This is a genomic window from Streptomyces sp. NPDC008079, from assembly GCF_042957385.1.
Classification (GTDB): Bacteria; Actinomycetota; Actinomycetes; order Streptomycetales; family Streptomycetaceae; genus Actinacidiphila.
The window spans coordinates 13,328-38,480 of sequence record NZ_JBIBIC010000024.1 but is presented as its reverse complement, the minus strand read 5'-3'; the positions used below and the strand labels follow the sequence as shown (position 1 = coordinate 38,480).

The following is a 25,153-nucleotide window of genomic DNA, read 5'->3' as shown; positions in this document are numbered from 1 at the left end:
GAGGCGCTGATGAGCACCACCCGGCCTTACGCTGCGGACGACCGCGGCTCGGATTCGGGCGAGGGTGAGTCCGACGTGTCGGCGCCCGAGCGGGCCGGTCCCGACGAACCGGTGCGGAAGCTGGCGCTGTCGGGCGAGAGCGGCATTGTTCCGCGCGCCCGTGACTTCACCCGGCAGGCACTGCGCGACTGGGGCTGGCTGCCCGCCGCGAGCGCGGACCGCAGAGCCGCCGCCGAGGACGTGCTGCTGGTCGTCTCCGAGCTGGTCACCAACGCCTGCCTGCACGCGGGCGGCCCCGACGAGCTGCGGCTGCGCCGCAACCCCAAGTCGCTGCGTCTCGAAGTCGTCGACAGCGGCCCCGGCGAGCCGTCGCCCCGTACCCCGCACCGCGCGGGCCGCCCCGGCGGCCACGGCATGTTCATCGTGCAGCGGCTCTGCCTCGACTGGGGCGTGATCCGCGAGGCCGACCGGCCGGGCAAGACGGTCTGGGCGGAACTGGCCGCACCGGCCTAACCGCGACGGCCGCCGCCCGGCGGCCGCGACCGGACCTCTCCCGGTCGCGGCGGATCGTTCCGTACGGCCGCGCCCGTACGCCCGCACCGGTACGCGCCCGCCCTGACGCGTTCCCGTCCGCGCACGCGTGCTTCCGTACGCCCACGCTCGCCGTCTGTACGCCCGAGCTCGCCTTCCTCCGCGCACGCACGCCTGCTCCCGTACGCCCACGCGCGCCTTCGCGCGCCCGCGGGTCCGCCTTCGCGCGCCCGGTTTCCGTCGGTACGACGCCTCTCTTCCCTCTCCGACCTCACCGGCGTACCCTCACGCCAAATCTGATGTGCCGTCAGATCTGCCGGTGCGGGTGGCGGCGGAGGGAGATGGGCCGATGAGCAGGACCAGGGCGGGTTTCGTGGTGGCCGGGATAGCGGCGGGGGCGGTCGTCATGACCGGCGCCCCAGCCGCGCAGGCGGCCACGGTGAACGTCAACTACCACTGCAAGACGCCGATCGGCGACAAGAGCGCGGTCTCGCCGATCGACATCGCGGCCACGCCCAGCGGTTCCTCGTACCGCCTGAAGATGACCTTCCAGAAGGGGGTCTCGTCCAGTCCGATCGAGCTGGGCAAGGGGGCGATGAACCCGCACGCGACGATCCTGCTCGGCGGCGCGGACAGCGGTTCGCTCACGGTGACGGGACCGTCCAACCCGGCCCCGATCCCGGCCAACACGCCGATCAAGATCACCGATCTGTCGGGCACGTACACCCCGAAGGCGAGCGGCAAGGTCACCTTCACGCCCGGCGTGCTGACCATCCTGGCGCTGGGCACGACGACGACCTGCACGGCCGATCCCAAGCCGGGGGTGTCGCTCACCCTCACCGTCAAGGCGGCGGGCGGATCGAGCGGTTCCGGCGGGTCGAGCGGTTCTGGCGGATCGAGCGCGTCCGGCGGTACGACGGGCTCCGGCGGTACGAGCGGAGGTTCGAGCGGCAACCTCGCGCAGACCGGCTCCGACGACGGCGTGGTCGCCCTCGGCACCCTCGGCGGCACGGTGCTGCTGTTCGGGGCCGGTGGCGCGCTCTGGCTGACCCGCCGCACCCGGCGCCGCGTCTGACAATCTGACGGATCGTCACATACGGTCGGCGCTCTCCATTGACTTCTCCTGACCGCCCGGCCTCAATGGCCACCGTCGGCGCGGGAAATGGGACGCCGCGTCATGAACACGGATCAAGGGGACGATATGAACGCTCATTCGCGCAGGGCGCCGGGCCGCCGAGGTCCACGAAGACCAGCCGCCGTCGCGCGCCGGTTCGTGGCGGTCGTCGGTACGGCGGCGCTCGTCGTCGGCGGCGGGACGGTGCTCGCCGCCTCGGCGCACGCCAACACCCCGGTCGACTTCGCCACGCACTGCGTCCCGCCGGCCGTCGCCGGGCTGCCGCCCATCGACGGCACGTCCACCGCCACGGTCACCGTGGACGACGCGACGCCGAAGGTCGGCGACACCGTCCACGTCACCTACACGCTCAGCCGGGCCGCGGCGAGCAACCCGACCGACATCGCCCTGCCCGCCGACGTGGTCACACCGCACGCCGTCGTGGTGCTCGGCGGCGCGCAGACCGGCGCCGTCACGGTGGACGGCCCCAAGAGCAACCCGCCGATCCCCGGCAAGGGCGCCTTCCCCGCGCTGGTCATGCACGGCAGCTTCACCGCCACCGCGGCGGGCACGATCACGCTGTCGCCCGGCGACTACACCATCCACACCAGCTACATCCTGGAGCTGGACACCGTCTGCACCGTGACGAATCCGCCCGCGCCGGTCTCCGAGACGGTCACGGCGAGCGGCTCGGTGCCGACCAACAACCGTGCCATCGCGCTGAGTTCGGCGTCCGGCGACCGGGGTGCGGCGGTGAGGGTGACCGGCAGCCACTTCACCGAGGGCGCCACCGTCACCATCGCGGGCCGCTCCGGCGCCGACGGGACGGCCGACCGTACGACGGCCACCGCCGACTCCTACGGCGGCTTCACGGCGTCGCTCACCGTCAACGACCCCGCGACCACCGGGATCGTGGCGTACGAGGGCGGCGCGTACGACCCCGCGACCGCCGCCGGACCCGCCGCGTACACCGTCAATGACAACACCCCCGTACCGCCCGGCGCGCAGAAGGTCACGGCGTCGGTCGTCCCGGGCACGCTGTCGATGACGCAGGCCGGTGACACGGTCACGATGACGCCCGTCGACTTCGGCACGGGCGGCACGTCCAGCGGCGCGCTCAGGACCGTCACCGTCACGGACTTCCGCGGCGGCTCCACCGGCTGGTCGCTCACCGGCAAGGTCAGCGACTTCACCGGCCCGGACGGGTCGCGGATCGGCGCGGACAAGCTCGGCTGGACACCCGCCTGCGCGACCGCGACGGGCAGCCCGAGCAACTGCGCGGCGGGCAGCGCCGGTTCCGTCGGCAGTACGGGAGCCACCCTGGCCTCCGCGCCCGACGCCGCGGCGACCGGCGGCGAGTTCACCGTCGACGCCGGTCTCTCACTCGACATTCCGCGGTTCAGCCCCGCCGGAACCTACTCGGGAGTCTTGACCCTGACCCTGACCTGACGCACAGTCAGATACTGCTGCTGACCGAGGGAGTTGACGAGGATGTCGTGGTCGCGAGCACGGTCGTGGTCACCGCCGCCGTCCCGGTCCCGCCCGCGCGCCGCCCGGGTCGGGGCCGACGCGCGGACGCGTACGCGGATACGCGTGCGGCCCCGTCCGCCGCTTCCGGACGTGCTCGCGGGCACACCTGCGGGGACACCTGCGGGCACACCTGCGGGCACACCTCCGGGCGTACTTCCTCGCGGACGGGCGCGGGCGCGGGCACGGTCCGCGGCGGCCACGGGCCTGCGCGCGCTCACCGCGACCGGGGCCGTCGTGGCGGTCGGCCTCGCCGCTCTCCTCGGTCCGGCGGCGGGACCGGCCGGCGCCGCCGACAACGGGCGCTGGTCGGTCTTCCCCGCCCCCGCCGCGGGCGCCGCCGACCCCAGTGCCACCGGCCAGGAACGGCAGTTCTTCACCCTCCAGGCCGACCCCGGCACCACCGTCAAGGACAAGGTGTCGGTCTCCAACCTCTCCACCGCGCCGATGACCTTCAGGCTCTACGGCGCCGACGCGTACAACACCCCGCGCGACGGCGGCTTCGCCGTCCGGGGCCCCGACGAGACCAACCGCGACGTCGGCACCTGGATCCGGCTCGCCAAGACCACGCTGACCGTGCCGCCGCGCACCCGCGCCGACATCCCGTTCACCCTCGCCGTCCCGGCCAACGCCTCGCCCGGCGACCACCCCGGCGCGATCGTCGCCCTGGACACCCGGACCGACGAGGGCTCGGGCAAGGTCGCGGTCGGCGTGCGCCGGGCGGTCGGCGCGCGCGTCTACCTGCGGGTCGGCGGGCCGAGCCTGGCCGCGCTCTCCGTCGAACACCTCACCGTCAGCCACGGCGACCCGCTGCTGCCCGGCACCGGCAGCACGGCCGCCACCATCCACTACACGCTGGTCAACCGCGGCAATGTCACCCTCTCGCCGCGCCTGGCCGTCAAGGCCACCGGCCTGTTCGGCCGCACCCTGCTCAACCGCCCGGCCCGCGACCTGCCCCTCGAACTCCTGCCGGGACAGCAGGTCAGCCTCACCGAGAAGTGGGCGGACGCCCCGGCCTTCGACCGCGTCTCGGTCCGGCTGACCGTCAGCACCGCGGCCGGCGGCGTCGACGAGCGCGGCACCGCCTCGTACCTCGTCGCACCCTGGCTCGCGGTGGCGCTCGTCCTGGCCGGACTCGCGGTGTCGGCCGCCTGGTACGTACGCCGCCGGCGGTCGCGGCACCCGGCGGCGGAAGCCGCTGAGGCGGTACCTGGCGCCGGGCCGGACGCGGTGCCGGACGCTTCGGATACGTACACGGGCCCCGGTCCGCGTGCGGGCACGGGCGCGGGCGGGGACACCGACACGGACACCGCCTCAGGTGCGGATTCGGGCGCGGACTCCGGGCCCGGCACCGCCGTCATCGGCGCGCCGACGGGCGGGAGTTGACGTGCGGGCGACGCGAAGCGGGCTCCTGGGAAGGCGGTTGGGCTTCGGGCGGCGGGCACGGCTCCGGCGGCCGGTCCTCGCCTTCGTCACCGCCCTTGTCCTGACGGCCGGTTCGGCCGTCGCGGCACCGGCAGCGCTCGGCGCGCCCGCCGACTCCGCCGTGCTCCGCGCGCCCGCCGCCGCCACGGCGCCGACCGTCGTGGCGCACCCCGGCGCGGCCCGCCCCGGCGGCGACGTCACCGTGGTCGGCGCGGGCTGGAAACCCGGCACCCTGCTGGCCATCCTGCTCTGCGGCCAGGACGCGATCGGCGGCACCAACTCCTGCGCCAACGCCTCCGGCCGGGCCGTCACCACCGACGCGGCGGGGAAGTTCAGCCGCCGGCTGCCGGTCGTGGCGCCGCCGAAGCCGTGCCCCTGCGTCATCCACGTGTCCACGGTGACCGGTGAACAGCTCACCGTGGACGCGCCGTTCACGGTCACAGGACACCCCACCGCGCCGCTGCCCGCGCGGACCGGCACCGGCAGGCTCGCCGTACTGACCGCGCGGCTGCGCGGCGGCGGCGGACTGCTCACCTGGTTCGGCGCGCCCGCGCACCGCACGCTCGTGTTCACCGTCGGCAATCTGGGCTCGGGCGCTGTCAAGGACCCGGCCTTCGACGTCGGCGCCTCGCACGGCGTCTACGCACCCCAGTGGGACCGCCAGCAGTGGCACGGCACGGTCGCGCCCGGCGGCAAACAGCGGATCGGCTTCCCGGTGGAGCTGGGCTCCGGCGCGCACGGCGCGTACACCGTACAACTGCGCTACGGCGGAAAGGTGCTGGTCACCGAGGCGTGGTCGGTCGGGCGGCCGTGGGGCGTCACCCTCTTCTGGATCCTGCTCTTCCTGGTCGTCCCGGCCGCCGTCTTCCGGCTCGGGATGCTGGCGGTCGACCGGCTCAGGCCCGGCGCGGTGGCCGCCGTGCCCGGCGGGCGGCCCGCGTGGCACCCGGCGACCGTACTGGCCCACCTGCCGCTGAAGGCCGCCGTCCCGCGCGGACGCCACGCGCCGCCCGGACCGCCGCCACCGGCCTCCGCGCCCCCGCCGCCCTCGTACGCGCCGGACGCGGGCCCGCTGCCCTGGTTCACCCACGGCGCCCTGCCCGCCCTGCGCGGCTCCGTGCCGCCGCGCTCCTCCGACTCCGACTTCGACTCGGGGTCCGGCTCCGGGCCCGGGTCCGGCTCCGGCTCCGACGAGAGCCCCGCCCCGAGCCCCCCTTCGAAAGGAAGCCCGTGACCATACGACGAAGCGCGTCCGCGGCCGTGGCCGCCCTGCTGCTCGGCGGCGGATCGGTGCTGATGACCGCGGGGGCCGCGCACGCCGCGGAATCCGACTTCGCGACCAGGTGCGTGCCCCCGGCCGCGTCAGGACTCGGCCCCATCGACGGCACCACCAAGGCCGACATCACCGCACCCGCCACCGCCAAGGTCGGCGACACCGTCACCGTCACCTGGAAGACCGTCCAGGCCGCCTCCAAGAACCCCGACATCATCGACCTGCCCGCCGACAAGGTGCAGCCGTCCGGCAAGGTCACCCTCGGCGGCGCCCAGACCGGCACCCTCGACGTCCAGGGCCCGCGCCGGAATCCGGCCATCCCCAAGAACACCGAAATGAAGCTCTCCGACATGACCGGCACCCTCAAGCTCACCAAGGCCGGTGACATCACCCTCTCCCCGGGCGCCTACACCATCAACGTCAGCTACCCGATCTCCACCGACACCGTCTGCACCCCCACGGCCGCCGTGCCGGTCGCCACCACGATCAAGGTGACGGAGGGGGACGCGACTTCCGGCGGTACGACGACGGGCGGTACGACGACGGGCGGCACGACGACCTCGGGCGGTACGACCACCGGAGGCACGTCCGGCGGCACGTCCGGCGGGACAGGCGGCGGGACGGGCAGCACCTCGTTCAAGGGGACGTCCGTGGACGTGCCGTACGCCTGCAAGACGCTGATCGGTGACAAGTCGGCCACCTCGAAGGTCGAGATCGACGCGGCGAAGGCGTCCTCCGGCTACGACCTCACCGTGAAGTTCGGCAACAGCGTGATGGACAGCCCGAGTCCGATCAGCAAGGGCATGATCACACCGAGTATCACCGTGCTGCTCAGCGGTGCCCAGACCGGCTCCCTCACGCTCACCGGCTCCCCGAACAGCACCGCCTTCGCCCAGAACGCGCCCATCACCATCGACGACATCAAGGGCCGCTTCGTGCCCGGCAAAACCGGCAAGGTCGGGCTGAGCCCCGGCACTCTCGTCATCAAACTCACCGACGGCGGCACCGCCGTCGCCACCTGCACGCCCACGAAGGCCGCCCCGGTCTCCCTCACCCTCGACACCACCGCCGCCCCCGGCGGCGGCACGACCGGCTCCACGACCACCGGCGGCGCCACCGGCTCCACGACCGGCGGTTCGAGCACGACCGGCTCCACCACCGGCTCCACCACGGGCGGCGACCTCGCCGCCACCGGCTCCGACGCCAACGGCCCCCTCCGCGCCCTCGGTTACGTCGCCGCCACCGCCCTCCTCCTCGGCGCCGCCGTCCTCACCTTCACCCCCTGGCGCCGCTTCCTCCGCCGCTGACCCGCGCAGGACAGGCCGCGACACCAGCCGGGCGACGGGCTGTTGTCGCGGCCCGCGGGACCACGTAGCGTCGGCCGACGTGAACCCCGGACCGGCGCTACGGGCTGCTGTGTGAGCGCGCCGTCGAGTACGGCTTCAGCGGCGAGTGTGTCGCAGGCGGTGCTCGGACAGTTGGGAACACGACTGTGCCGACAGGGCGTCGAACAATCCGGCCGATTCGGTTGTGACTGCCCGTCAAGCGAGGTTCCGCGGGAGCGCCCGCTGGAGTTTTCGTCCCGGTCAGGTGGGATCAAGCAGTCCTTCGGCTCTGGCCCACTCGATGAAGTCCGAGCCGTCGCACGGCAGAAACGCCTCCGCGTCCCGTAACGCGTCGACGACCGCGCAGGCTTGGTGCTCCGTGAGGAGGCCGCCGCGCAGACCGTGGCAGATCAGTTGGAGCGTAGTCGAAACCGGTACCCCATGGGCGATCGCGACGTTCCGACCGGCCCGGTCGTCGATGACGGCGGTGCACCCGTGTAGTTGGGCGTAAGCGAGAGTGGCTGCTTCACCAAGGTCCTTGGTGTCTCCCGTGCCGCCACCGAGACGGTTGTGGAACGCACTGAACAATGCGAGGAATTCCAGCGAGTCGTCGTTGGATTCGGTCAGCCACACCTGGGCTCCCACCAGGTGCAGACGGCTGTGGCGGGCGGCTCCGCGCCGGATCTCGTGCGCGACGGCGTTGGTCAGCAGGCAGGTTCGGCCTTCGACGAGTTTCGCCAGCACCTCCAGTTGACCGGAACGGGCGAAATAGTTCAGCGGCGAGCTGTCGAACACCAGGCTCGTGTCCGTCATGGCAGGAAGGCTCCGACTTCCCCGCGCAGCGCCTCCAGCGGAACCGGGTGGGGCTGGCCGAGGTCTTCCCTGTGCAGTTGCTTGTCCCGGATGATCTCAAGGGAGCGGGTGGCGGAGATCTTGTAGGTCCGGTAGGCGTGCACGGCTGCCGCTCTGACACCGGTGGGCACATGGCCCTCGGGCAGTTCTTCCACGACCTGTATCCCCGCCTCCATGTAGTCGGCGCGCGTGGGTGAGCTTCGATCGAGGCTGCGGTACTCGTCGCTGTCGATCGCTTCGTAGCCGCGCAGTTGGCGCAGGGCCACGGACCAACTCACCCGGTACTCGGCTGCCAGGACGATGACGGCCGGACGCAGTCTGTGCTCCTCGCGCAGTTGCCGGTAGCGGCCGGTGGCACCAGGCGGGAAGAGGAGTGCTGCGGCGAAAGCGTCGATGGCACGTTCGTGGTCGCTGGTGTCGACGCCCCAGTCGGCGGAGTAGGCGTCGGCGAGGATGTGGTGCCCGAATTCATGGGCCAGGGTGCTGCGTCGTCGGCCCGCGTCCAGGGTGCTGTTGATGACGGCGACTCCGAGGTCGCCCAGGGCCGCGTAGCACCCATCGACCCCCTGCGGCCCGATCGGGGCGGACCAGGCGTAAAGACCTGTCCGCTCCACACAGTTGGCCAGGTTCAAAAGCGGCTTGCCGGGGTCTGCTCCCAGCCGGGACCGGGCATCGCTCGCGGCCGCGAGGACGGCCGGGGCGTCGTCGGCGGTGAAGGGATCGACCGGTTCACCGCGGCTGGCCGTCCCGAGGGCCGCGGCGTCGACCAGCGTACGCAGATCACGCAGACAGTCCTCCAGTTCGTACTCGCCTGCTCTGTCGTCCCGCTGCGTCGGCTGGGCACGCCTGCTGGCCACGACCGGCGCGGGTGGAGTGACGAACCATGACAGGGGCCGGTCCAGCGCGGTACCGATGGCCGCCAGTTCAAGCGAGTTCAGCTTTCTCCCGCCGACTTCGATCTTCGCGATGGCGGACCGGTCCATGCCGGTGGTCTCCGCCAGTTGTTCCTGGCTGAAGCCACGGACGGACCGTGCCTCTGCGACTCTCGCGCCTACGTCGGCCCACGTCCACTCATCCATTGTTCCAATATCGCACAACGCGAAGGGCTGAAACCAGCGGGCGAGGCCCACCGGCCGGGAGCGCCGGCCTTTTCCGATGGGATGCGGTCCCGCTCGCGCGTTCCTCTGTCGTCTTCGCCCCTCGTCGTAAACCCTCCTGCGGCCCCCGGAATCCGGCCGCCGCAGGGGGCGCGGCGGGTGGCGTGGGGCGGCTCTTCGTACCACCGCCTCCCCGGCGCCCGGTGCGGACTACCATCAAGCCCATGACCCGCGTACTTCTCGCCGAGGACGACGCATCCATCTCGGAACCGCTCGCGCGCGCACTGCGCCGAGAGGGCTACGAGGTCGAGGTGCGCGAGGACGGACCCACCGCTCTGGAGACGGCACTGCTCGGCGCCGTCGATCTGGTGGTGCTCGACCTGGGCCTGCCCGGCATGGACGGCCTCGATGTGTGCCGCAGGATCCGTACCGAGGGACACACCTTCCCGGTGCTGGTCCTCACCGCGCGGGCCGACGAGGTCGACACCGTCGTCGGCCTGGACGCCGGCGCGGACGACTACGTCACCAAGCCGTTCCGCCTGGCGGAGCTGCTGGCCCGGGTGCGGGCGCTGCTGCGCCGCGGCACCACCGAGTCCACCCAGCCCGCCACCCACGGCGTCCGGATCGACGTCGAGTCGCACCGGGCGTGGATGGGCGACGACGAGCTCCAGCTCACCGCAAAGGAGTTCGACCTGCTGCGCGTGCTCGTACGCGACGCGGGCCGGGTCGTCACGCGGGAGCAGCTCATGCGCGAGGTCTGGGACACCACCTGGTGGTCCTCGACCAAGACGCTGGACATGCACATCTCGTGGCTGCGCAAGAAGCTCGGCGACGACGCGGCCAGCCCCCGCTACATCTCCACCGTGCGCGGCGTCGGCTTCCGGTTCGAGAAGAACTGACACGCTGGCTCCATGCGCCGCCGTCTGATCTCCTCCACGCTGGCCGTGGTGCTCGTCGTGATCGCCGTCTTCGGGATCTCCCTGGTCATCGTGGAGACCCGGACGATCGAGAGCAGCGCCCAGGAGAGCGTGGACTCCGAGGCGGTGCGCCTGGTCGGCATCGTGGAGAACCGCATCCTGGCGGGGGAGAGCATCACCGCCAAGGGCCTGGACCGGCAGATCGCCGCCGACCGTTACGCGGTGGTGCAGGTGCCCGGCCACCCCGAGGTGACGCTCGGCGACAAGCCCAAGGGGCGGGTGCTGGCGTCCCGGCAGTCCGGCGGCCACGGCGAGAAGGTGCTGGTCGAGGAGCCGCGCTCCAAGGTCAGCCAGGAGATCGGCCGCACCCTGCTGGTGATCCTGGCGGTCGCGCTGCTCGCGGTGCTGGCCGCCGTGATACTGGCCGTCCTCCAGGCCCGCCGGCTGGTCAGCCCGCTCACCGATCTCGCCGAGACCGCCGAGCGGCTCGGCTCCGGCGACCCGCGCCCCCGGCACCGCCGCTACGGCGTCCCGGAACTGGACCGGATCGCCGACGTCCTGGACGCCAGCGCCGACCGGATCGGCCGGATGCTCACCGCGGAACGACGGCTCGCGGCCGACGCCTCCCACCAGCTCCGTACGCCGCTGACCGCGCTGTCCATGCGGCTGGAGGAGATCGTGGCGACCGCCGACGACCAGGAGGCGGTCAAGGAGGAGGCGACGATCGCGCTCGGCCAGGTCGAGCGGCTCACCGACGTCGTGCAGCGGCTGCTGACCAACGCCCGCGACCCGCGCAGCGGCTCCGCCGTCGACTTCGACCTCGACGAGGTGATCAAGCAGCAGGTCGAGGAGTGGCGGCCCGCGTACCAGAACGAGAACCGGACCATCGCGCGCTCCGGCACCCGGGGGCTGCGCGCGGTCGGCACCCCCGGCGCGGTCGCGCAGGTGCTCGCCACGCTGATCGAGAACTCGCTGATGCACGGCGCGGGCACCGTCACCCTGCACACCCGCGTCACCGGCAACCAGGCCGTCGTGGAGGTCACCGACGACGGGCAGGGCGTGCCGCCGGACCTCGGCGGGCGGGTCTTCGAGCGGACGGTCAGCGGGCGCAACTCCACCGGGCTCGGCCTCGCGGTCGCCCGCGACCTGGCGGAGGCGGACGGCGGACGGCTGGAACTGCTCCAGCAGCGGCCCCCGGTCTTCGCGCTCTTCCTGTCCCGCGAGATCCCGTCACCGCCGCCCCGCGCGGACGTCGTGAGCTGAGGACGCCGTGGGCTGAGGCGGCCGGAAAAGAAACGGCCGGAAAAGAAACGGCCGGAAGAGAAGCGGCCCGGTCGAGCGGGACGAGAAGCCGCTCCCCTGAAGAGAAGCCGCTCAGTTGAAGCGGTCGTCTTCCCTGGCCGCCGCGGCCTGCCGGGCCCTGACAGCGGCGCTGGCGGTCGCACCGGACGCCTTCGGCCCCTTGCCGTCGGCCAGGAACGCCTCGGCCTGCTCCACGGCCTCGCGCGCGGGCAGCGCCCGGAAGACCCAGGTCCGGTAGGACCAGAAGCGGAAGAGCGTGGCCACGCCGATGCCGACGAATTTGAAGATGTTGGCCTGGAGCGAGCTGTCCCAGCCGAAGCCGTACACCGCCGTGTAGAGCACGCCGTTCTCGATCACCAGGCCGATGGCGCTGAAGAAGAGAAAGAGGCTGAGTTCCTTCGTGCGGCCCGCCTTGTCGCGGTCACGGTAGGTGAAGTACCGGAAGCCCACGTAGTTGAAGGCGATGGACACCACGGTCGCCAGGATGCTGGCCCGTACGGTCTGGAGCTCGGTGCTGTGCCGCACCAGGTTGAACACCCCGATGTTGACCAGCACACCGGCGGCGCCGACGACCCCGAACTTCGCGATCTCGCGGTACAACAGCCGCAGTCGGGAACGCAGCTCTCGCAGTCCGCTCATGGTGATCGCTCGGCCCTGTCTGTGGAAGGTGGGGGGCGGGTGCCGTCATGGGTGGGAACGGGGTGGAATCCGCTGAGAAACCGGGTGCCGAGGGGGCACGGTCGGTGTCCCTGCGTGTCGCCCCGTGTCTCCGTGTTGTCTCCACCACATGTTAACCGTGCCGTACGGAGCTACGTCGATCGGAGCCGGTCATTCGTGTCCCCGCGTGGCGGATACCCTGGTGGCACCCCCTACGAGTACCAGCCCGCGCACCTCCGGCAGGAAAAAACGTGACATTCCCGGTAGTCGGCATGATCGGCGGCGGCCAGCTCGCCCGCATGACCCACGAGGCGGGCATCCCGCTCGGCGTCAGGTTCAGGATTCTCAGCGACACCCCTCAGGACTCGGCGGCCCAGGTGGTCGCCGACGTGACCGTGGGTGACTACCGGGATCTCGCGACCCTGCGGGCCTTCGCCCAGGGGTGCGACGTGCTGACCTTTGACCACGAGCACGTACCGGCCGAGCACCTGCGCGCCCTGGAGGCGGACGGCGTCGTCGTACGCCCGGGGCCCGACGCGCTGGTGCACGCCCAGGACAAGGGCGTCATGCGCGCCCGCCTCGCCGAGATCGGCGTGCCCTGCCCGGTCAACCGCATCGTCACCGACCCCGCCGACGTCACCCGGTTCGCCGAGGAGCAGGCCGGGGGCTACCCCGTGGTCCTGAAGACCGTGCGCGGCGGCTACGACGGCAAGGGCGTGTGGATCGCCCGCTCCGAGGCCGACGCCGCCGAGCCCTTCCGCGCGGGCGTCCCGGTGCTCGCCGAGGAGAAGGTGGACTTCGTACGGGAGCTGGCCGCCAATGTCGTCAGGTCGCCGCACGGCCAGGCCGTCGCGTACCCGGTCGTGGAGTCCGTCCAGGTCGACGGGGTGTGCGACACCGTGATCGCGCCCGCGCCCGGCCTGTCCGACGCCCTGTCCGCGCGGGCCCAGCAGCTCGCGCTGACCGTCGCGCGCGAGCTGGGCGTGGTCGGCCACCTCGCCGTGGAGCTGTTCGAGACCCGCGCGGCCGACGGCAGCTCCGCCATCCTGGTGAACGAGCTGGCGATGCGCCCGCACAACAGCGGCCACTGGACCATGGACGGCGCCGTCACCTCGCAGTTCGCCAACCACCTGCGCGCCGTCCTCGACCTGCCGCTCGGCGACCCGCGCCCGCGCGCCCGCTGGACGGTCATGGCCAACGTGCTCGGCGGCGACTTCCCCGACATGTACGCGGCCTACCTGCACTGCATGGCCCGCGACCCGGGTCTGAAGATCCACATGTACGGCAAGGACGTGAAGCCCGGCCGTAAGGTCGGCCACGTCAACACCTACGGCGACGACCTGGCGGACGTGCGCGAGCGCGCCCGGCACGCGGCCGACTATCTGCGAGGAACGATCGATGAGTAACCCCGCCGCTTCCGCCGGGAGCCCGCTGGTCGGCGTCGTGATGGGCTCGGACTCCGACTGGGAGGTCATGGAGGCCGCCGCGCAGATCCTCGACGAGTTCGAGGTGCCCTACGAGGTCGACGTGGTCTCCGCGCACCGCATGCCGCACGAGATGATCGCGTACGGCGAGCAGGCCGACGGCCGCGGCCTGAAGACCATCATCGCGGGCGCGGGCGGCGCCGCCCACCTGCCCGGCATGCTCGCCTCCGTCACCCCGCTGCCGGTCATCGGCGTGCCCGTGCCGCTGAAGTACCTCGACGGCATGGACTCGCTGCTGTCCATCGTCCAGATGCCCGCGGGCGTCCCGGTCGCCACCGTCTCGGTCGCGGGCGCCCGCAACGCCGGGCTGCTCGCCATCCGCATCCTCGCCGCCCACGACCCCGAACTCCTCACCCGGATGCGGGAGTTCCAGCAGTCGCTCAACGAGCAGGCGACGGAGAAGGGCAAGCGGCTGCGCGCGAAGGCGAAGGGCGCGGGCGGCTTCGGCTTCTGACCCGCAAGGCGCGTAAGCCCGTAGGCCCGTAGCCCCGCAAGGCCCGCAAGGGCCGCCGCCCTCGGCTCCCGGCCGCCGACGCCAACACCCGCTCCCCACCCGGAGGTACGACGTGGACCACCTGACGCACGCCCGCGAACTGCTCGCCGCCCACCCCGTGGTGGACGGGCACAACGACCTGCCGTGGGCCCTGCGCGAGCAGGTGGCGTACGACCTCGACCGGCTCGACATCGCCGCCGACCAGAGCGACCGGCTGCACACCGACATCCCGCGGCTGCGGGCGGGCGGCGTCGGCGCGCAGTTCTGGTCGGTGTACGTGTCGGTGGAGCTGACCGGCGGCGAGGCCGTCACCGCGACGCTCGAACAGATCGACGTCGTACGGCGGTTGGCCGACCGCTACCCGGCCGACCTGCGGCTCGCGCTGACCGCCGACGACATGGAGACCGCCCGTTCCGAGGGCAGGATCGCCTCCCTGATGGGCGCCGAGGGCGGCCACTCCATCGACTGCTCGCTGGGGACGCTGCGCGGCCTGTACGACCTCGGCGTCCGCTACATGACGCTCACGCACAACGACAACACCCCGTGGGCGGACTCGGCGACCGACAAGCCCGTCGCGGGCGGTCTCACCGCCTTCGGCGAGGAGGTCGTGCGCGAGATGAACCGGCTCGGGATGCTGGTGGACCTCTCCCACGTCTCGCCCGACACCATGCGCGCCGCGCTGCGGGTCGCCGAGGCCCCGGTGCTCTTCTCGCACTCCTCGTCCCGCGCCGTCTGCGACCACGTGCGCAACATCCCCGACGACGTCCTGGCCGCGCTGCCTGCCAACGGCGGTGTCGCGATGGCGACCTTCGTGCCCAAGTTCATCCTGCCCGCCGCCATCGAGTGGACCGCGGCGGCCGACGAGAACATGCGCGCCCACGGCCTGCACCACCTCGACACCACCCCGGACGGCATGGCCGTGCAGCGCGCGTACGAGGCCGCCCACCCGCGCCCGGTCGCCACCGCGGCCACCGTCGCCGACCACCTCGACCACATGCGGGCCGTCGCGGGCGTCGACCACATCGGCATCGGCGGCGACTACGACGGCACGGCCTTCACCCCCGACGGCCTCGCCGACGTCTCCGGCTACCCGCACCTGATCGCCGAACTGCTCACCCGCGGCTGGTCCGACCCGGACATCGCCAAGCTGACCTGGCAGAACGCGGTACGGGTGCTGCGCGAGGCCGAGTCGGCCGCCGCGGCGATCCGCGCCCGGCGCGGCCCCTCGACGGCGACGATCGCGGCCCTGGACGGCCCGCGCGCCTGACCCCGTGGACGCGAAGGCGCCCGCTCAGAGCACCTTGCGCCGCACCAGCGCGCCCAGCGTCAGCGCGGCGGGCACCAGCGGCAGCCAGACCGTGACGATGCGGTAGCCGAGCACGGCGGAGGCGGCGGCGGTCGTCGAGGCGCCCGCCGCCACCAGGGCCAGGGCGAGCGCCGCGTCGACCGACCCGATCCCGCCGGGCGTCGGCACGGCCGCCGCCAGACACGTGGCGAGCAGATACGCGAGCGCGACGTGCGCGGCGGAGACCGGTATCCCCAGCGCGAGCGTGACCGCGGCGAGACCGGCGGCCTGGAGCGCGGGGAAGGCCAGCGAGCCGCCCCACAGCGCGAGCGCGCGGGACGGCCGGGTGTGCAGCGTGCGGGCGTCGGTGAGCGCCGCCGCCAGGAAGTCGCGGATCGTACGGCGCAGCGGCCGGAGCAGCGCCAGCGCGAGCGCCGCCGCGCCGAGCACGAGAACGGCCAGCAGCCCGAGGAGCAGCAGCGCGTTGCCGTCGGGCAGCAGGCCGCGCAGGTGCAGCGCGTGCGGGAAGAGCGCGAGCAGCACCAGCAGCAGCGTCACCCGGCCGACGGACTCCGCCAGCGAGTACAGCGCGAGGGCGGCCGACGAGCGGAGCAGCGGAAGCCCCTGGGTGCGCAGGAAGCGCAGATTGACCGCGCTCGCGCCGATCCCGGCGGGGGCGAGCTGTCCCGCGGCCGACGCGGCGAACTGCGTGGCCAACAGGCGGGCGGGCGGCAGCGGTTCGAGCACCGTGCCCTGCCGGGCCACGGCGTTGGCGACCCAGCCGAGGCCGGTCGCCGCGAGCGCGGCCAGCAGCCAGCCACGGTTGGCGGCCAGCAGGTCACGGCAGCCGGTCTCGATCAGCGACCAGTGCTGCGACACCCAGCCGCCGACGAGCAGCACGGGTATGAGCCCGGCGAGGGTGCGCCACGGCACCCGCGTACGCCTGCGGGCCGGTCGCCCGGCCGCTTCCCCGGCGTCCCCCTCGTCGCCATCCCCCTCTTCCCGCCCCTCGTCCCCCTGATGTATTCGTTCTCGCTGCTCCAGTGGTGCGGCTTCCCCCGGTGGTCGTCGCAGGGATGCCCGCAGCCGCAGTGGAGTTCGGAGCATGGCCACCGCTCTCGGTCGTCCCCGCCAGTCACGCGCCTACCGGATCGTAGTACCGCGAGCAGGATGCAACGGCCGGAATACGGCCGGGCGTCGGACGGCCGATGACCAGGGGGCGGAGCGGTGACCGCGCGGCGACGGCGGCGGGGCCGCCGGGGGACGGCGGCCGTTCAGCAGGCGCAGAGGCAGAACGGGTGACCGGCGGGGTCCGCGTACACGCGCCAGTTGCGCGCGCCGTCCAGGTCGCCCTCCAGGAGCGTCGCGCCCAGCGCGAGCACCTGCTTCTCCGCGCTGTCCATCGCGGCGCGCTCCACGGCGATGTCGAGGTGGAACTGCTGGGGGCGCTCGGGGTCGGGCCAGCGGGGCGCCCGGTGGGCCGGGGCGAGCTGGAAGGACAGGCGCTGGCCGTCCTCGCGGTTGAGGTCGACCCAGTCGTCCTCCGACGCGTCGACCGTGCCGCCGACCAGCTCGGCGTAGAAGGCGGCCAGCGCGCGCGGGTCGGGACAGTCCAGGACGACCGCGCCCAAGGTGCCGATCATGACGGATTCCTCTCGTGGTGGGCTGCCGTGCCACCGGCCGGTGCCGTGGTCGCCGGACAGCGGCTAGCGGTGACCAGTACCACGGTTACCAGTACAGCGGTCTCAGCCGGTAACGGTTACTTCATCATGCGGAGTGGCGGTAACGTTTCAAGGGTGGAGCAGCCCGGAGAACGCAGTCCCGCGCCTGGACCGCTGCGGCTGGTCCAGGACCTGGTCAACACCGTCGACCTGGAGAGCGGCGACGACGCGCTGCGCACCCCGGCGGAGCTGGCCGCCTGGGCGGGGGAGCGCGGCATCGAGGGGCCCGGCTTCGGCCCCGGAGGGCTCGCCGACGTCCTGGTCCTGCGCGAGGCGCTGCGCGACGTCTGCCAGGCCCACGCGGGCGTCGACGTACCGCCCGCCACCCTGGAGGCGCTGGAACGCTTGCTGTCCCGCGCGCCGCTGCGTCTGACCGTCGATACCGAGGGCGCCGCAGCCGTACGCCCCGCCCCCGGCCTGACCGGACCCCCGGCCCTCACCGCCCGCGTCGCCGCCGCCGTCGTCTCGGCCGTCGCGGACGGCACCTGGCCCCGCCTCAAGGCGTGCGCGGCCGACACCTGCCGGTGGGTCTACTACGACCGCAGCCCCTCGGGCCGCAGCCGCTGGTGCACGATGGCGATCTGCGGCAGCCGCGCCAAGATGCGGGCGTACCGCAGCCGTACGCGCTGAGGCTCGTGACGCCCGGCCGTTCCCTTCCGGTACGACGGCCCGTACGGCGGCCCGTGCTGCCGGCCCTCGTACGTGCGCACGTACGAGACACGTGCGCACGTACGAGGGCCCGTACGCGGTGGTGTCGCGTACGGGCCCCGCGGGTGTCGTCGGTTACGCGGAGGGGCGGCCCATCGCGCGGTAGGTCCAGCCGGCCTTGCGCCAGACCGCGGGGTCGAGCGCGTTGCGGCCGTCGAGGATGTGCCGCTCGCGGGCCACGTCGGCGAGGGCGGCGGTGTCCAGCTCGCGGAATTCCCGCCACTCGGTCAGGTGCAGTACGAGGTCGGCGCCGCGGACGGCGTCCAGCGGCGTGGGGGCGTAACGCAGGGTCGGGAAGAGCCGCTTGGCGTTCTCCATGCCCTTCGGGTCGTAGACCGTGACCTGGCCGCCCTGGAGGTGTATCTGGCCCGCCACATTGAGGGCGGGGGAGTCGCGGACGTCGTCGGAGTCCGGCTTGAAGGTGGCGCCCAGCACGGCGATCCGGCGGCCGAGCAGGCTCCCGCCGACCGCCTCGCGGGCCATCTCCACCATGCTGGTGCGGCGCCGCATATTGATGGAGTCGACCTCGCGCAGGAACGTCAGCGCCTGGTCGGCGCCCAGCTCACCGGCGCGCGCCATGAACGCGCGGATGTCCTTGGGCAGACAGCCGCCGCCGAAGCCGATCCCGGCCCTGAGGAATTTGTGGCCGATCCGGTCGTCGTGCCCGATCGCCTCGGCGAGCTTGGCGACATCGCCGCCCGCCGCCTCGCTGACCTCGGCCATGGCGTTGATGAAGGAGATCTTGGTGGCGAGGAAGGCGTTGGCCGCGGTCTTGACGAGTTCGGCCGTCGGGTAGTCCGTGACGATGAACGGCGTGCCTTCTGCGAGCGGTCCGGCGTAAACCTCCCGAAGGAGTGACTCGGCGCGCTCGCTGGTCACGCCGATCACGATCCGGTCCGGGTGCAGCGTGTCCTGCACCGCGAAGCCCTCGCGCAGGAACTCCGGGTTCCACGCCAGCTCCGCGTCCGCGCCCGCCGGGGCCGTCTCGCGCAGCCGCTCCGCCAGCCCGGCCGCGCTGCCCACCGGCACGGTGGACTTGCCGACCACCAGCGCGGGGCGCCGCAGATGCGGGGCCAGCGAGGAGAAGGCGTTCTCCACGTAGCTCATGTCGCAGGCGTACTCGCCGTGCTTCTGCGGGGTGTTCACGCAGACGAAGTGGACGTCGCCGAATTCGGCGACCTCCTCCCAGGAGGTGGTGAAGCGCAGCCGCCCGCTGGAGCCCTCGATCCCGGCCACATGTCTCGCGAGCAGTTCCTCCAGGCCCGGCTCGTACATGGGGACGCGCCCCTGCGACAGCATCTCGATCTTGCTCGGCACGATGTCGAGGCCGAGCACTTCGAAACCGAGCTCGGCCATCGCGGCGGCATGGGTGGCGCCGAGATAACCGGTGCCGATGACGGTGAGCTTCAGAGGCATGCGCAGAGCATAGTAGGGACCGCGCGGACCAAATAGTGGGTGGTCGGGGGGCCGGGGGTCCACAATGCGTGCAGATATCCAAGGGGTGGGTCGAGGGGTGGGGTGCAATCGTGGGTGACGCGAGCGGCAGAGGCGGCGGGACGGACGAGGGGACGGTCCCGACCGGAACGGACGTGACGACGCCGGATCAGCGGCCGGACCGGGGGCCGGACGAGAGGCGGTCGCCGGAACCGGAGGGGATAACGGGGCGGATATCGGGGCGGATATCGGCCGTCAAGCGCGAGCCGGGGTCCCAGCCGGAGCCGGAGTCGGCACTTGAGCCGGATGCGGAGGACGGCCTCGCGCCCGACGGTCCTGACGGCCCCGACAGCCCGGCGCGCACGACCCGGCGGCGCCGCCGTACCCGCCGCGTGCTGTACGCGGCCGTGATCCTGCTCTGCACCGGTGTGCTGCTGGTCGTCGGCACCGCCTACTGGGCCTTCCAGCACTACACCGGCCGCGTCGAGCGCATCCCGAACGCCTTCCCGACCGACGTACCGGCCGCCGCGCAGCCGCAGGCGTCCAAGAGCGGCAGCCAGACCTTCCTGCTGGTCGGCCTGGACGCCAGGTCCGACCTGCCGACCACCGGCAAGAACGCCAAGGCGCCGGAGTGGAAGCCGGGCGCCCAGCGCAGCGACACGATGATGCTGGTGCACCTGCCCGCCGACCACAAACACGCGTACGTCGTCTCGCTGCCGCGCGACTCCTGGGTGAGCATCCCCGGCCACGGCCAGGCGAAGCTGAACGCGGCCTTCTCCTGGGGCGGCCCGCCGCTGCTGATCGACACCGTGCAGCGGCTCACCAAGGTGAAGGTCGACCACCTCGCGGTGATCGACTGGAGCGGCTTCAAGAATCTGACCAACGCGGTCGGCGGCGTGGACATCACCGTCGACAAGACGGTCGACCGCCGCAACGGCCCCGGCGGGGTCTGGACGGCCGGCCCCCACCACATGAACGGCGACGACGCCCTCGACTACGTACGCGAGCGCTACGGCCTGCCGCGCGGCGACCTGGACCGTACGCACCGGCAGCAGAATTTCCTGCGGGCCGTGCTGTCCAAGATGCTCTCCGGCGGCACCTTCTCCAATCCGCTCAAGCTGAAGCGGACCCTGGACCAGGTGACGTCCGTGGTAAGCGTGGACGACAGGCTGTCCAACGGCGATCTGCGCGACCTGGTGTGGAACATGCGCGATGTGCGCTCCTCCGACATGGTGTTCATGAACGCGCCGATCTCCGGCTTCGACACCATCAAGAAGCAGTCCGTGGTGCTGCTGGACGCCAACGGCTCCTCCGAGCTGTGGCAGGCGCTCCGCAACGACACGATGAGCGACTACCTCGCGAACAACACCGTCGACCGGCTCGGCGACAAGGTGTCGTGAGGCGTTGCCGGGCGTTGTGGGGTGTCGTGCGGTGTTCCGCGGGTGTCATGAACGTCACGTAGGTGGCGCCGCGGGCGCGGGCCTAGGATCATTGGGTTACTTAACGGTAGTTAGCGCTGCACTCGGGGAGTGAGACACCTTGGCCGGATCCTCCGACTTCGACCTTTTCCGTACGTCCGAGGAGCACGACATGCTCCGGGACGCGGTCCGCTCCCTCGCGGAGGCGAAGATCGCGCCGTTCGCGGCCGAGGTGGACGAGCACGGCCGCTTCCCGCAGGAGGCCCGTGACGCGCTGGAGGCCAACGACCTGCACGCGATCCACGTCCCCGAGGCGTACGACGGCCCGGGCGCGGACGCGCTGTCCACGGTCATCGTGATCGAGGAGGTGGCGCGGGTCTGCGCCTCCTCCTCCCTCATCCCCGCGGTCAACAAGCTCGGCTCGCTGCCCGTACAGCTCTCCGGCTCCGAGGAGCTGAAGACGAGGTACCTCGGCGCCCTGGCGCGCAAGGAGGGCATGTTCTCGTACGCGCTGTCCGAGCCCGAGGCCGGCTCGGACGCGGCGGGCATGAAGACCCGCGCGGTACGCGACGGCGACACCTTCGTGCTCAACGGCGTCAAGCGCTGGATCACCAACGCGGGCGTCTCCGAGTTCTACACGGTCATGGCCGTCACCGACCCCGACAAGCGCTCCAAGGGCATCTCCGCGTTCGTGGTCGAGAAGGGCGACGAGGGCGTCTCCTTCGGCGCCCCCGAGAAGAAGCTCGGCATCAAGGGCTCCCCGACCCGCGAGGTCTACTTCGACAACGTCCGCATCCCCGCCGACCGCATGATCGGCGCCGAGGGCACCGGCTTCGCCACCGCGATGAGGACCCTCGACCACACCCGCGTCACCATCGCCGCCCAGGCCATCGGCATCGCCCAGGGCGCCCTCGACTACGCCAAGGGCTACGTCAAGGAGCGCCAGCAGTTCGGCAAGGCCATCGCCGAATTCCAGGGCATCCAGTTCATGCTCGCCGACATGGCCATGAAGCTCGAAGCCGCCCGCCAGCTCACCTACGCCGCCGCCGCCAGGTCAGAACGCGTCTCGGCCGGCGGCAAGGAGGAAGACCTCACCTTCTTCGGCGCCGCCGCCAAGTGCTACGCCTCCGACGTCGCCATGGACATCACCACCGACGCCGTCCAACTCCTCGGCGGCTACGGCTACACCCGTGACTACCCCGTCGAGCGCATGATGCGCGACGCCAAAATCACCCAAATCTACGAGGGCACCAACCAGGTCCAGCGCATCGTGATGGCGCGAAACCTCCCCTAGGGCGGGGGGTGGTGATAGGCGGGTGACGGGGGTGAAGTGGGTGACGGGGGAGGGTGGTTCGGGGGGTTCAGTACAACGATCGGGGGAAGATCGCTATGTCCGACTATCCGGTGTAGTCCGGTGGTTCGGGCGGGGGGGATCGTCACCCGGCGCCGTTTAGCGGGCGGTTTGCGATCAATTGACAAGCGGACGCGGCGGCTTGTAGAGGTTTGAGGGCCACAGATGGCGCGGGAGTTCGATCCCGCCCCTTGTGTGCCCTTTCCGCGCTTGTGATCCGATCCCGTGAAGGGAAGACGTGTCCATATCCCGCCGTACCGCAATCGCGGTGCGTACCATCGGCGTTGCCTCCGCCGCAGCCGCGCTCGCGCTGGGCGTTGCAGGCAACGCGTTCGCTTGCAGCATCTCCGAGTTCTCCGCCCAAGCCTCGTGCGACAACGGCAAGGGCTCGATCGACGTCACCAACAAGGACTACTCCCACACGCTGGTGAACATCACCGTGTCGCAGGGGCAGACCGAGGTCGGTCACCAGGAGAACCTGACCGGGACGCGCCAGGGCGTCACCGTCAACTTCCCGGTCGACTGGTCGCCGTCCACGACGTACACGGTCACCGTCGTGAAGGCTTCCGGCCAGAAGGTCGGCACCACGGACGTGAAGACGCCGGAGACCGCGTGCAAGGTCGACACCCCGACCACGCCCGCGACCGACACGCCGACCACGCCGGCCACCGGCACTCCGTCGGACACGCCGACCACGCCGGCGACCGAAACGCCCTCGACGGCCCCGTCCGACACCCCCACCGCGACGCCGAGCACCAGCGGCGCGGCGGCGGTTGACGACACCAACGCTCCCTCGCCCGCGGCCGGTGGCACCACCGACCTGGCCGAGACCGGCGGCGGCAGCAACACGGGCATGATCGCCGGTGTCGCCGGCGCGCTCGTGGTGGTCGGCGGCGGCGCCGTCTACGGCCTGCGTCGTCGTACGGCCGGTGCGCGTCACTAAGGTCACGATCCGGCCAACTACGCGTCGCTGAGGTCTCGTTCGTCACCGGCGTGTATCAATGCAAACCCTGCGCGTACCTGACAGGCAGCAGGCGATACGCTGCGACGCCGTCGTCATCCGACGGCGTCGCGGCAATCGTCCACACACCTGAAGCAGGGGGACCCTTTATGGCCATTCGCAAGTCCACGATGCAGGAGCAGGTGGCTCAGGCCATCGCGGAGATCAACCCGAGCGACCGTCCGATCGCCACGATCCACACGGTCACCGGACCGAGCCCGTGGCTGATCAACTCGCTCGGCCTGATCGCCCAGGCATTCGTGAAGTACTACTTCGTCACGGTCACCGAGCAGGCCGTGGTCTTCCACAAGGCGGGCCGCATGAGCTCCCGCCCGAAGGAGCTCGTCGCCGCGATACCGCGCGCCGAGGCCGCGGGCCTGGTGTCCGAGGTCAAGCGGAACGCCCTGTGGAGCTCGCTGAAGTTCCAGCTCCCCGGTGAGCCCAAGCCGACCCGGCTGAACGTGGCCCGTTACTGGCGCACCGAGCTCGACCAGTGGGTGCCCGCCGTGACCGGAGCCCCGGCCGCCGTCTGAGCCCGAGGCGTCCAGCCCGAGGCATCTGAGCCCGAGGGATCTGAGCCCGAGGTGTCAGACCTTCGAGGATCAGACCCCGAGGCAGCAGACTCCGTACCGTCACCAAAGGCCCCGGCCCCCGCAGCGACGATTCGCCGCAGGGGCCGGGGCCTTCGGTGTGTGCCGTCCCGTCGGCGCCCACCCGGTACCTACTTGGTGGCGGTCACCTTCTGGTCGTTCTTCAGCTCGTCGAAGAGCGTCTTCGCCTTCGTCATGTCCCACTTCACGGCGTCGCCGTCATTGGGCGTCATGTAGTTGGCGTTGCCGATCGGGACCGTGACGGAGTTGCCGTCGCCGCCCGTGACGCCCTTCATGGCCCAGAACATCGAGGCCAGGTTCATCAGGCTCATCTTCTTGTCGACGATGAGCGTGTCGAGCCCGGAGCCGATCACCGGGTAGAGCTTGAACGGGTTGAGGATCGTCGTCGGCGAGGCCGCCTGGTGGGCCAGCGTCGACAGGAACTTCTGCTGGTTGCGCATCCGGCCGAGGTCCTGGTCGGCCTCCTGGTGCCGCTGCCGGACGAAGGCCAGCGACTGCTTGCCGTTGAGCTTCTGGCAGCCCGCCGCGAAGTCGGCGCCCGACGCCTTGTCCTTCAGCGGCTTGTCCAGGCACATGTTGACACCGCCGAGCGCGTTCACCAGGTTCACGAACCCGGAGAAGCCGATCTCCGCGTAGTGGTCGATGTGCAGGCCGGTGTTGTACTCGATGGTGCGGGTCAGCAGCTCGGGGCCGCCGTCGGAGTACGCGCGGTTCAGCTTGTGCGTGGAGGCCGCGTACCGCTTGCCCGACTTCTGGCCGGTGAAGGCCGGGATCGTGACGTACGAGTCGCGCGGCAGGCTCATCATGGTGGTCCCGTTGCCGCCGGTGTGCAGGATCATCATGGAGTCGGTGCGCTGGCCGTCCGCGGCGCCGGTGTGCAGGTCCTTCTCGTCCTGCTTGGTCAGCCCCTCACGGCTGTCCGAACCGACGATCAGATAGTTGGTGCCCTTGCCCGTCGGCGGGCGGTCCTCGACCTTGCTCAGGTCGACCTCGCGGCGCACCTTGGAGTCGGCCCAGAAGTACGTGGAGACGGACACCACCAGCAGCGCCACGACCAGACCGAGCGCCGTGATGCCGATCTTCTTGCGGGTGCTCCAGCGGGGCCTGCGGGGGCCGGTGGCGGTCCCGCCGGGCGGGAGCGGGCCGAAGCCGCCTCCGCCCTGGCCGCCTCGGCCGGGGCCCGCGGGCCCCGCGGGGCCGGGACGTCGGACGGGCTGCGGCGGTACCCCGCCCGCCGCGGCGGCGGCCCGGCGCGGCGACAGTTCAGGGGGCAGCGGCGGCTCGGCGCCGCGGCGCTGCTCGGTGTCATCGCTCCAACCGTTCATGGTGGAAAGTGTGCCCGGCCTCGGGCGACGACCGGGAATCCACGGCGGTTCTGTAGCAGACCCGATGCATTCGGCCACCGGCCGCGACCGTTTCGCAACGGACATAAGGTTGCTGTCATGATCGATCGCCCCACCCCCGAGAGCCCGGCAGTCCCCGAGAGCCCAGCCGCCCCCGAAACCCCGGCCACGCCTGAGGCCCTGGCGGCGCCTGAGACCCTGGGGGCACCTGAGGCCCTGGCCACGCCCGACGTCCCCGCTCCCGACGGCGCGGCGCTCCCGGGCAAGCCGACCTCGGCGTCCCGC

General features: G+C 71.9%; 23 protein-coding genes. 16 read left to right on the top strand and 7 right to left on the bottom strand.

What is annotated here, in order from left to right; genetic code table 11:
* The first annotated feature begins 9 nt into the window (after positions 1-9).
* The 6 genes from ACFZAM_RS33670 to ACFZAM_RS33645 all read left to right on the top strand — a co-directional run bounded on the left by ACFZAM_RS33670 (position 10) and on the right by ACFZAM_RS33645 (position 7,177).
* Positions 10-513 carry an ATP-binding protein gene (locus ACFZAM_RS33670; protein ID WP_355346989.1) on the top strand — a complete coding sequence of 168 codons (504 nt, stop codon included), beginning with the start codon at positions 10-12 and terminating at the stop codon, positions 511-513.
* A 367-nt stretch (positions 514-880) separates the two neighbouring features.
* Positions 881-1,606: a peptidase gene (locus ACFZAM_RS33665; RefSeq protein ID WP_391051550.1), complete on the top strand. Its 726-nt coding sequence runs from the start codon at positions 881-883 to the stop codon at positions 1,604-1,606.
* Positions 1,607-1,732: 126 nt separating this feature from the next.
* Positions 1,733-3,094, top strand: a complete 1,362-nt coding sequence (locus ACFZAM_RS33660; RefSeq protein WP_391051548.1) for a beta-xylosidase — start codon at positions 1,733-1,735, stop codon at positions 3,092-3,094.
* 144 nt (positions 3,095-3,238) lie between these two features.
* The gene (locus tag ACFZAM_RS33655; protein WP_391051545.1) at positions 3,239-4,558 is read left to right on the top strand and encodes a WxL protein peptidoglycan domain-containing protein; all 1,320 of its coding nucleotides are present in this window, start codon (positions 3,239-3,241) and stop codon (positions 4,556-4,558) included.
* A gap of 1 nt (position 4,559) precedes the next feature.
* Positions 4,560-5,831, top strand: a complete 1,272-nt coding sequence (locus ACFZAM_RS33650; RefSeq protein WP_391051543.1) for a hypothetical protein — start codon at positions 4,560-4,562, stop codon at positions 5,829-5,831.
* Positions 5,828-7,177, top strand: a complete 1,350-nt coding sequence (locus ACFZAM_RS33645) for a hypothetical protein (RefSeq protein WP_391051540.1) — start codon at positions 5,828-5,830, stop codon at positions 7,175-7,177. The genes ACFZAM_RS33650 and ACFZAM_RS33645 overlap by 4 nt, the downstream gene beginning before the upstream one ends.
* Before the next feature lie 279 nt (positions 7,178-7,456).
* On the opposite strand, the gene ACFZAM_RS33640 is transcribed toward ACFZAM_RS33645, so the two are convergent.
* Together ACFZAM_RS33640 and ACFZAM_RS33635 are read right to left on the bottom strand one after the other, a co-directional pair.
* A complete protein-coding gene (locus ACFZAM_RS33640) occupies positions 7,457-8,008 on the bottom strand; it encodes a hypothetical protein (RefSeq protein WP_391051538.1) in 552 nt (183 codons plus the stop codon).
* Entirely contained in the window at positions 8,005-9,126 is a 1,122-nt protein-coding gene (locus tag ACFZAM_RS33635) for an ImmA/IrrE family metallo-endopeptidase (protein WP_391051536.1), read from the bottom strand. The genes ACFZAM_RS33640 and ACFZAM_RS33635 overlap by 4 nt, the downstream gene beginning before the upstream one ends.
* Positions 9,127-9,368: 242 nt before the next feature.
* Between ACFZAM_RS33635 and ACFZAM_RS33630 the strand changes: the two genes are divergently transcribed.
* Both ACFZAM_RS33630 and ACFZAM_RS33625 read left to right on the top strand, forming a co-directional pair.
* A complete protein-coding gene (locus ACFZAM_RS33630) occupies positions 9,369-10,043 on the top strand; it encodes a response regulator transcription factor (RefSeq protein ID WP_188285980.1) in 675 nt (224 codons plus the stop codon).
* Between the two features lie 12 nt (positions 10,044-10,055).
* Positions 10,056-11,324, top strand: coding sequence for an ATP-binding protein (locus ACFZAM_RS33625; protein ID WP_391051534.1), 1,269 nt, complete (start codon positions 10,056-10,058; stop codon positions 11,322-11,324).
* Between the two features lie 111 nt (positions 11,325-11,435).
* Here ACFZAM_RS33625 and ACFZAM_RS33620 read toward each other — a convergent pair whose 3' ends face one another.
* Complete coding sequence (locus ACFZAM_RS33620) at positions 11,436-12,002, bottom strand: GtrA family protein (RefSeq protein ID WP_355347007.1); 567 nt, start codon at positions 12,000-12,002, stop codon at positions 11,436-11,438.
* 290 nt (positions 12,003-12,292) lie between these two features.
* On the opposite strand from ACFZAM_RS33620, the gene ACFZAM_RS33615 reads away from it, so the two are divergent.
* The 3 genes from ACFZAM_RS33615 (at position 12,293) to ACFZAM_RS33605 (ending at position 15,264) form a co-directional block, all read left to right on the top strand.
* Complete coding sequence (locus tag ACFZAM_RS33615; protein ID WP_391051693.1) at positions 12,293-13,426, top strand: 5-(carboxyamino)imidazole ribonucleotide synthase; 1,134 nt, start codon at positions 12,293-12,295, stop codon at positions 13,424-13,426.
* Entirely contained in the window at positions 13,419-13,958 is a 540-nt protein-coding gene (gene purE, locus ACFZAM_RS33610; RefSeq protein ID WP_355347013.1) for a 5-(carboxyamino)imidazole ribonucleotide mutase, read from the top strand. The genes ACFZAM_RS33615 and purE overlap by 8 nt, the downstream gene beginning before the upstream one ends.
* A gap of 112 nt (positions 13,959-14,070) precedes the next feature.
* The gene (locus ACFZAM_RS33605) at positions 14,071-15,264 is read left to right on the top strand and encodes a membrane dipeptidase (protein WP_391051530.1); all 1,194 of its coding nucleotides are present in this window, start codon (positions 14,071-14,073) and stop codon (positions 15,262-15,264) included.
* Positions 15,265-15,288: 24 nt separating this feature from the next.
* On the opposite strand, the gene ACFZAM_RS33600 is transcribed toward ACFZAM_RS33605, so the two are convergent.
* Together ACFZAM_RS33600 and ACFZAM_RS33595 are read right to left on the bottom strand one after the other, a co-directional pair.
* A complete protein-coding gene (locus tag ACFZAM_RS33600) occupies positions 15,289-16,215 on the bottom strand; it encodes a lysylphosphatidylglycerol synthase domain-containing protein (protein WP_355347019.1) in 927 nt (308 codons plus the stop codon).
* Between the two features lie 341 nt (positions 16,216-16,556).
* Positions 16,557-16,925, bottom strand: coding sequence for a VOC family protein (locus ACFZAM_RS33595; RefSeq protein ID WP_355347022.1), 369 nt, complete (start codon positions 16,923-16,925; stop codon positions 16,557-16,559).
* Positions 16,926-17,078: 153 nt separating this feature from the next.
* Between ACFZAM_RS33595 and ACFZAM_RS33590 the strand changes: the two genes are divergently transcribed.
* The gene (locus tag ACFZAM_RS33590) at positions 17,079-17,633 is read left to right on the top strand and encodes a CGNR zinc finger domain-containing protein (RefSeq protein WP_391051526.1); all 555 of its coding nucleotides are present in this window, start codon (positions 17,079-17,081) and stop codon (positions 17,631-17,633) included.
* 153 nt (positions 17,634-17,786) lie between these two features.
* On the opposite strand, the gene ACFZAM_RS33585 is transcribed toward ACFZAM_RS33590, so the two are convergent.
* Positions 17,787-19,127: a UDP-glucose/GDP-mannose dehydrogenase family protein gene (locus ACFZAM_RS33585; protein WP_355350043.1), complete on the bottom strand. Its 1,341-nt coding sequence runs from the start codon at positions 19,125-19,127 to the stop codon at positions 17,787-17,789.
* A gap of 173 nt (positions 19,128-19,300) precedes the next feature.
* Here ACFZAM_RS33585 and ACFZAM_RS33580 point away from each other — a divergent pair, with 173 nt between their 5' ends.
* From ACFZAM_RS33580 to ACFZAM_RS33565, 4 genes are all read left to right on the top strand, one after another.
* Positions 19,301-20,545, top strand: coding sequence for an LCP family protein (locus tag ACFZAM_RS33580; RefSeq protein WP_391051524.1), 1,245 nt, complete (start codon positions 19,301-19,303; stop codon positions 20,543-20,545).
* 139 nt (positions 20,546-20,684) lie between these two features.
* Positions 20,685-21,857, top strand: coding sequence for an acyl-CoA dehydrogenase family protein (locus ACFZAM_RS33575; RefSeq protein WP_391051522.1), 1,173 nt, complete (start codon positions 20,685-20,687; stop codon positions 21,855-21,857).
* A gap of 295 nt (positions 21,858-22,152) precedes the next feature.
* Entirely contained in the window at positions 22,153-22,857 is a 705-nt protein-coding gene (locus tag ACFZAM_RS33570; protein WP_391051520.1) for an LAETG motif-containing sortase-dependent surface protein, read from the top strand.
* Between the two features lie 167 nt (positions 22,858-23,024).
* Positions 23,025-23,447 (top strand): hypothetical protein, encoded by a 423-nt coding sequence (locus ACFZAM_RS33565; protein ID WP_355350031.1) that lies wholly within the window; start codon positions 23,025-23,027, stop codon positions 23,445-23,447.
* Between the two features lie 188 nt (positions 23,448-23,635).
* Here the strand turns inward: ACFZAM_RS33565 and ACFZAM_RS33560 are convergent, their stop codons facing one another.
* Positions 23,636-24,850, bottom strand: coding sequence for an LCP family protein (locus ACFZAM_RS33560; protein WP_391051518.1), 1,215 nt, complete (start codon positions 24,848-24,850; stop codon positions 23,636-23,638).
* Positions 24,851-25,153: the final 303 nt, after the last annotated feature.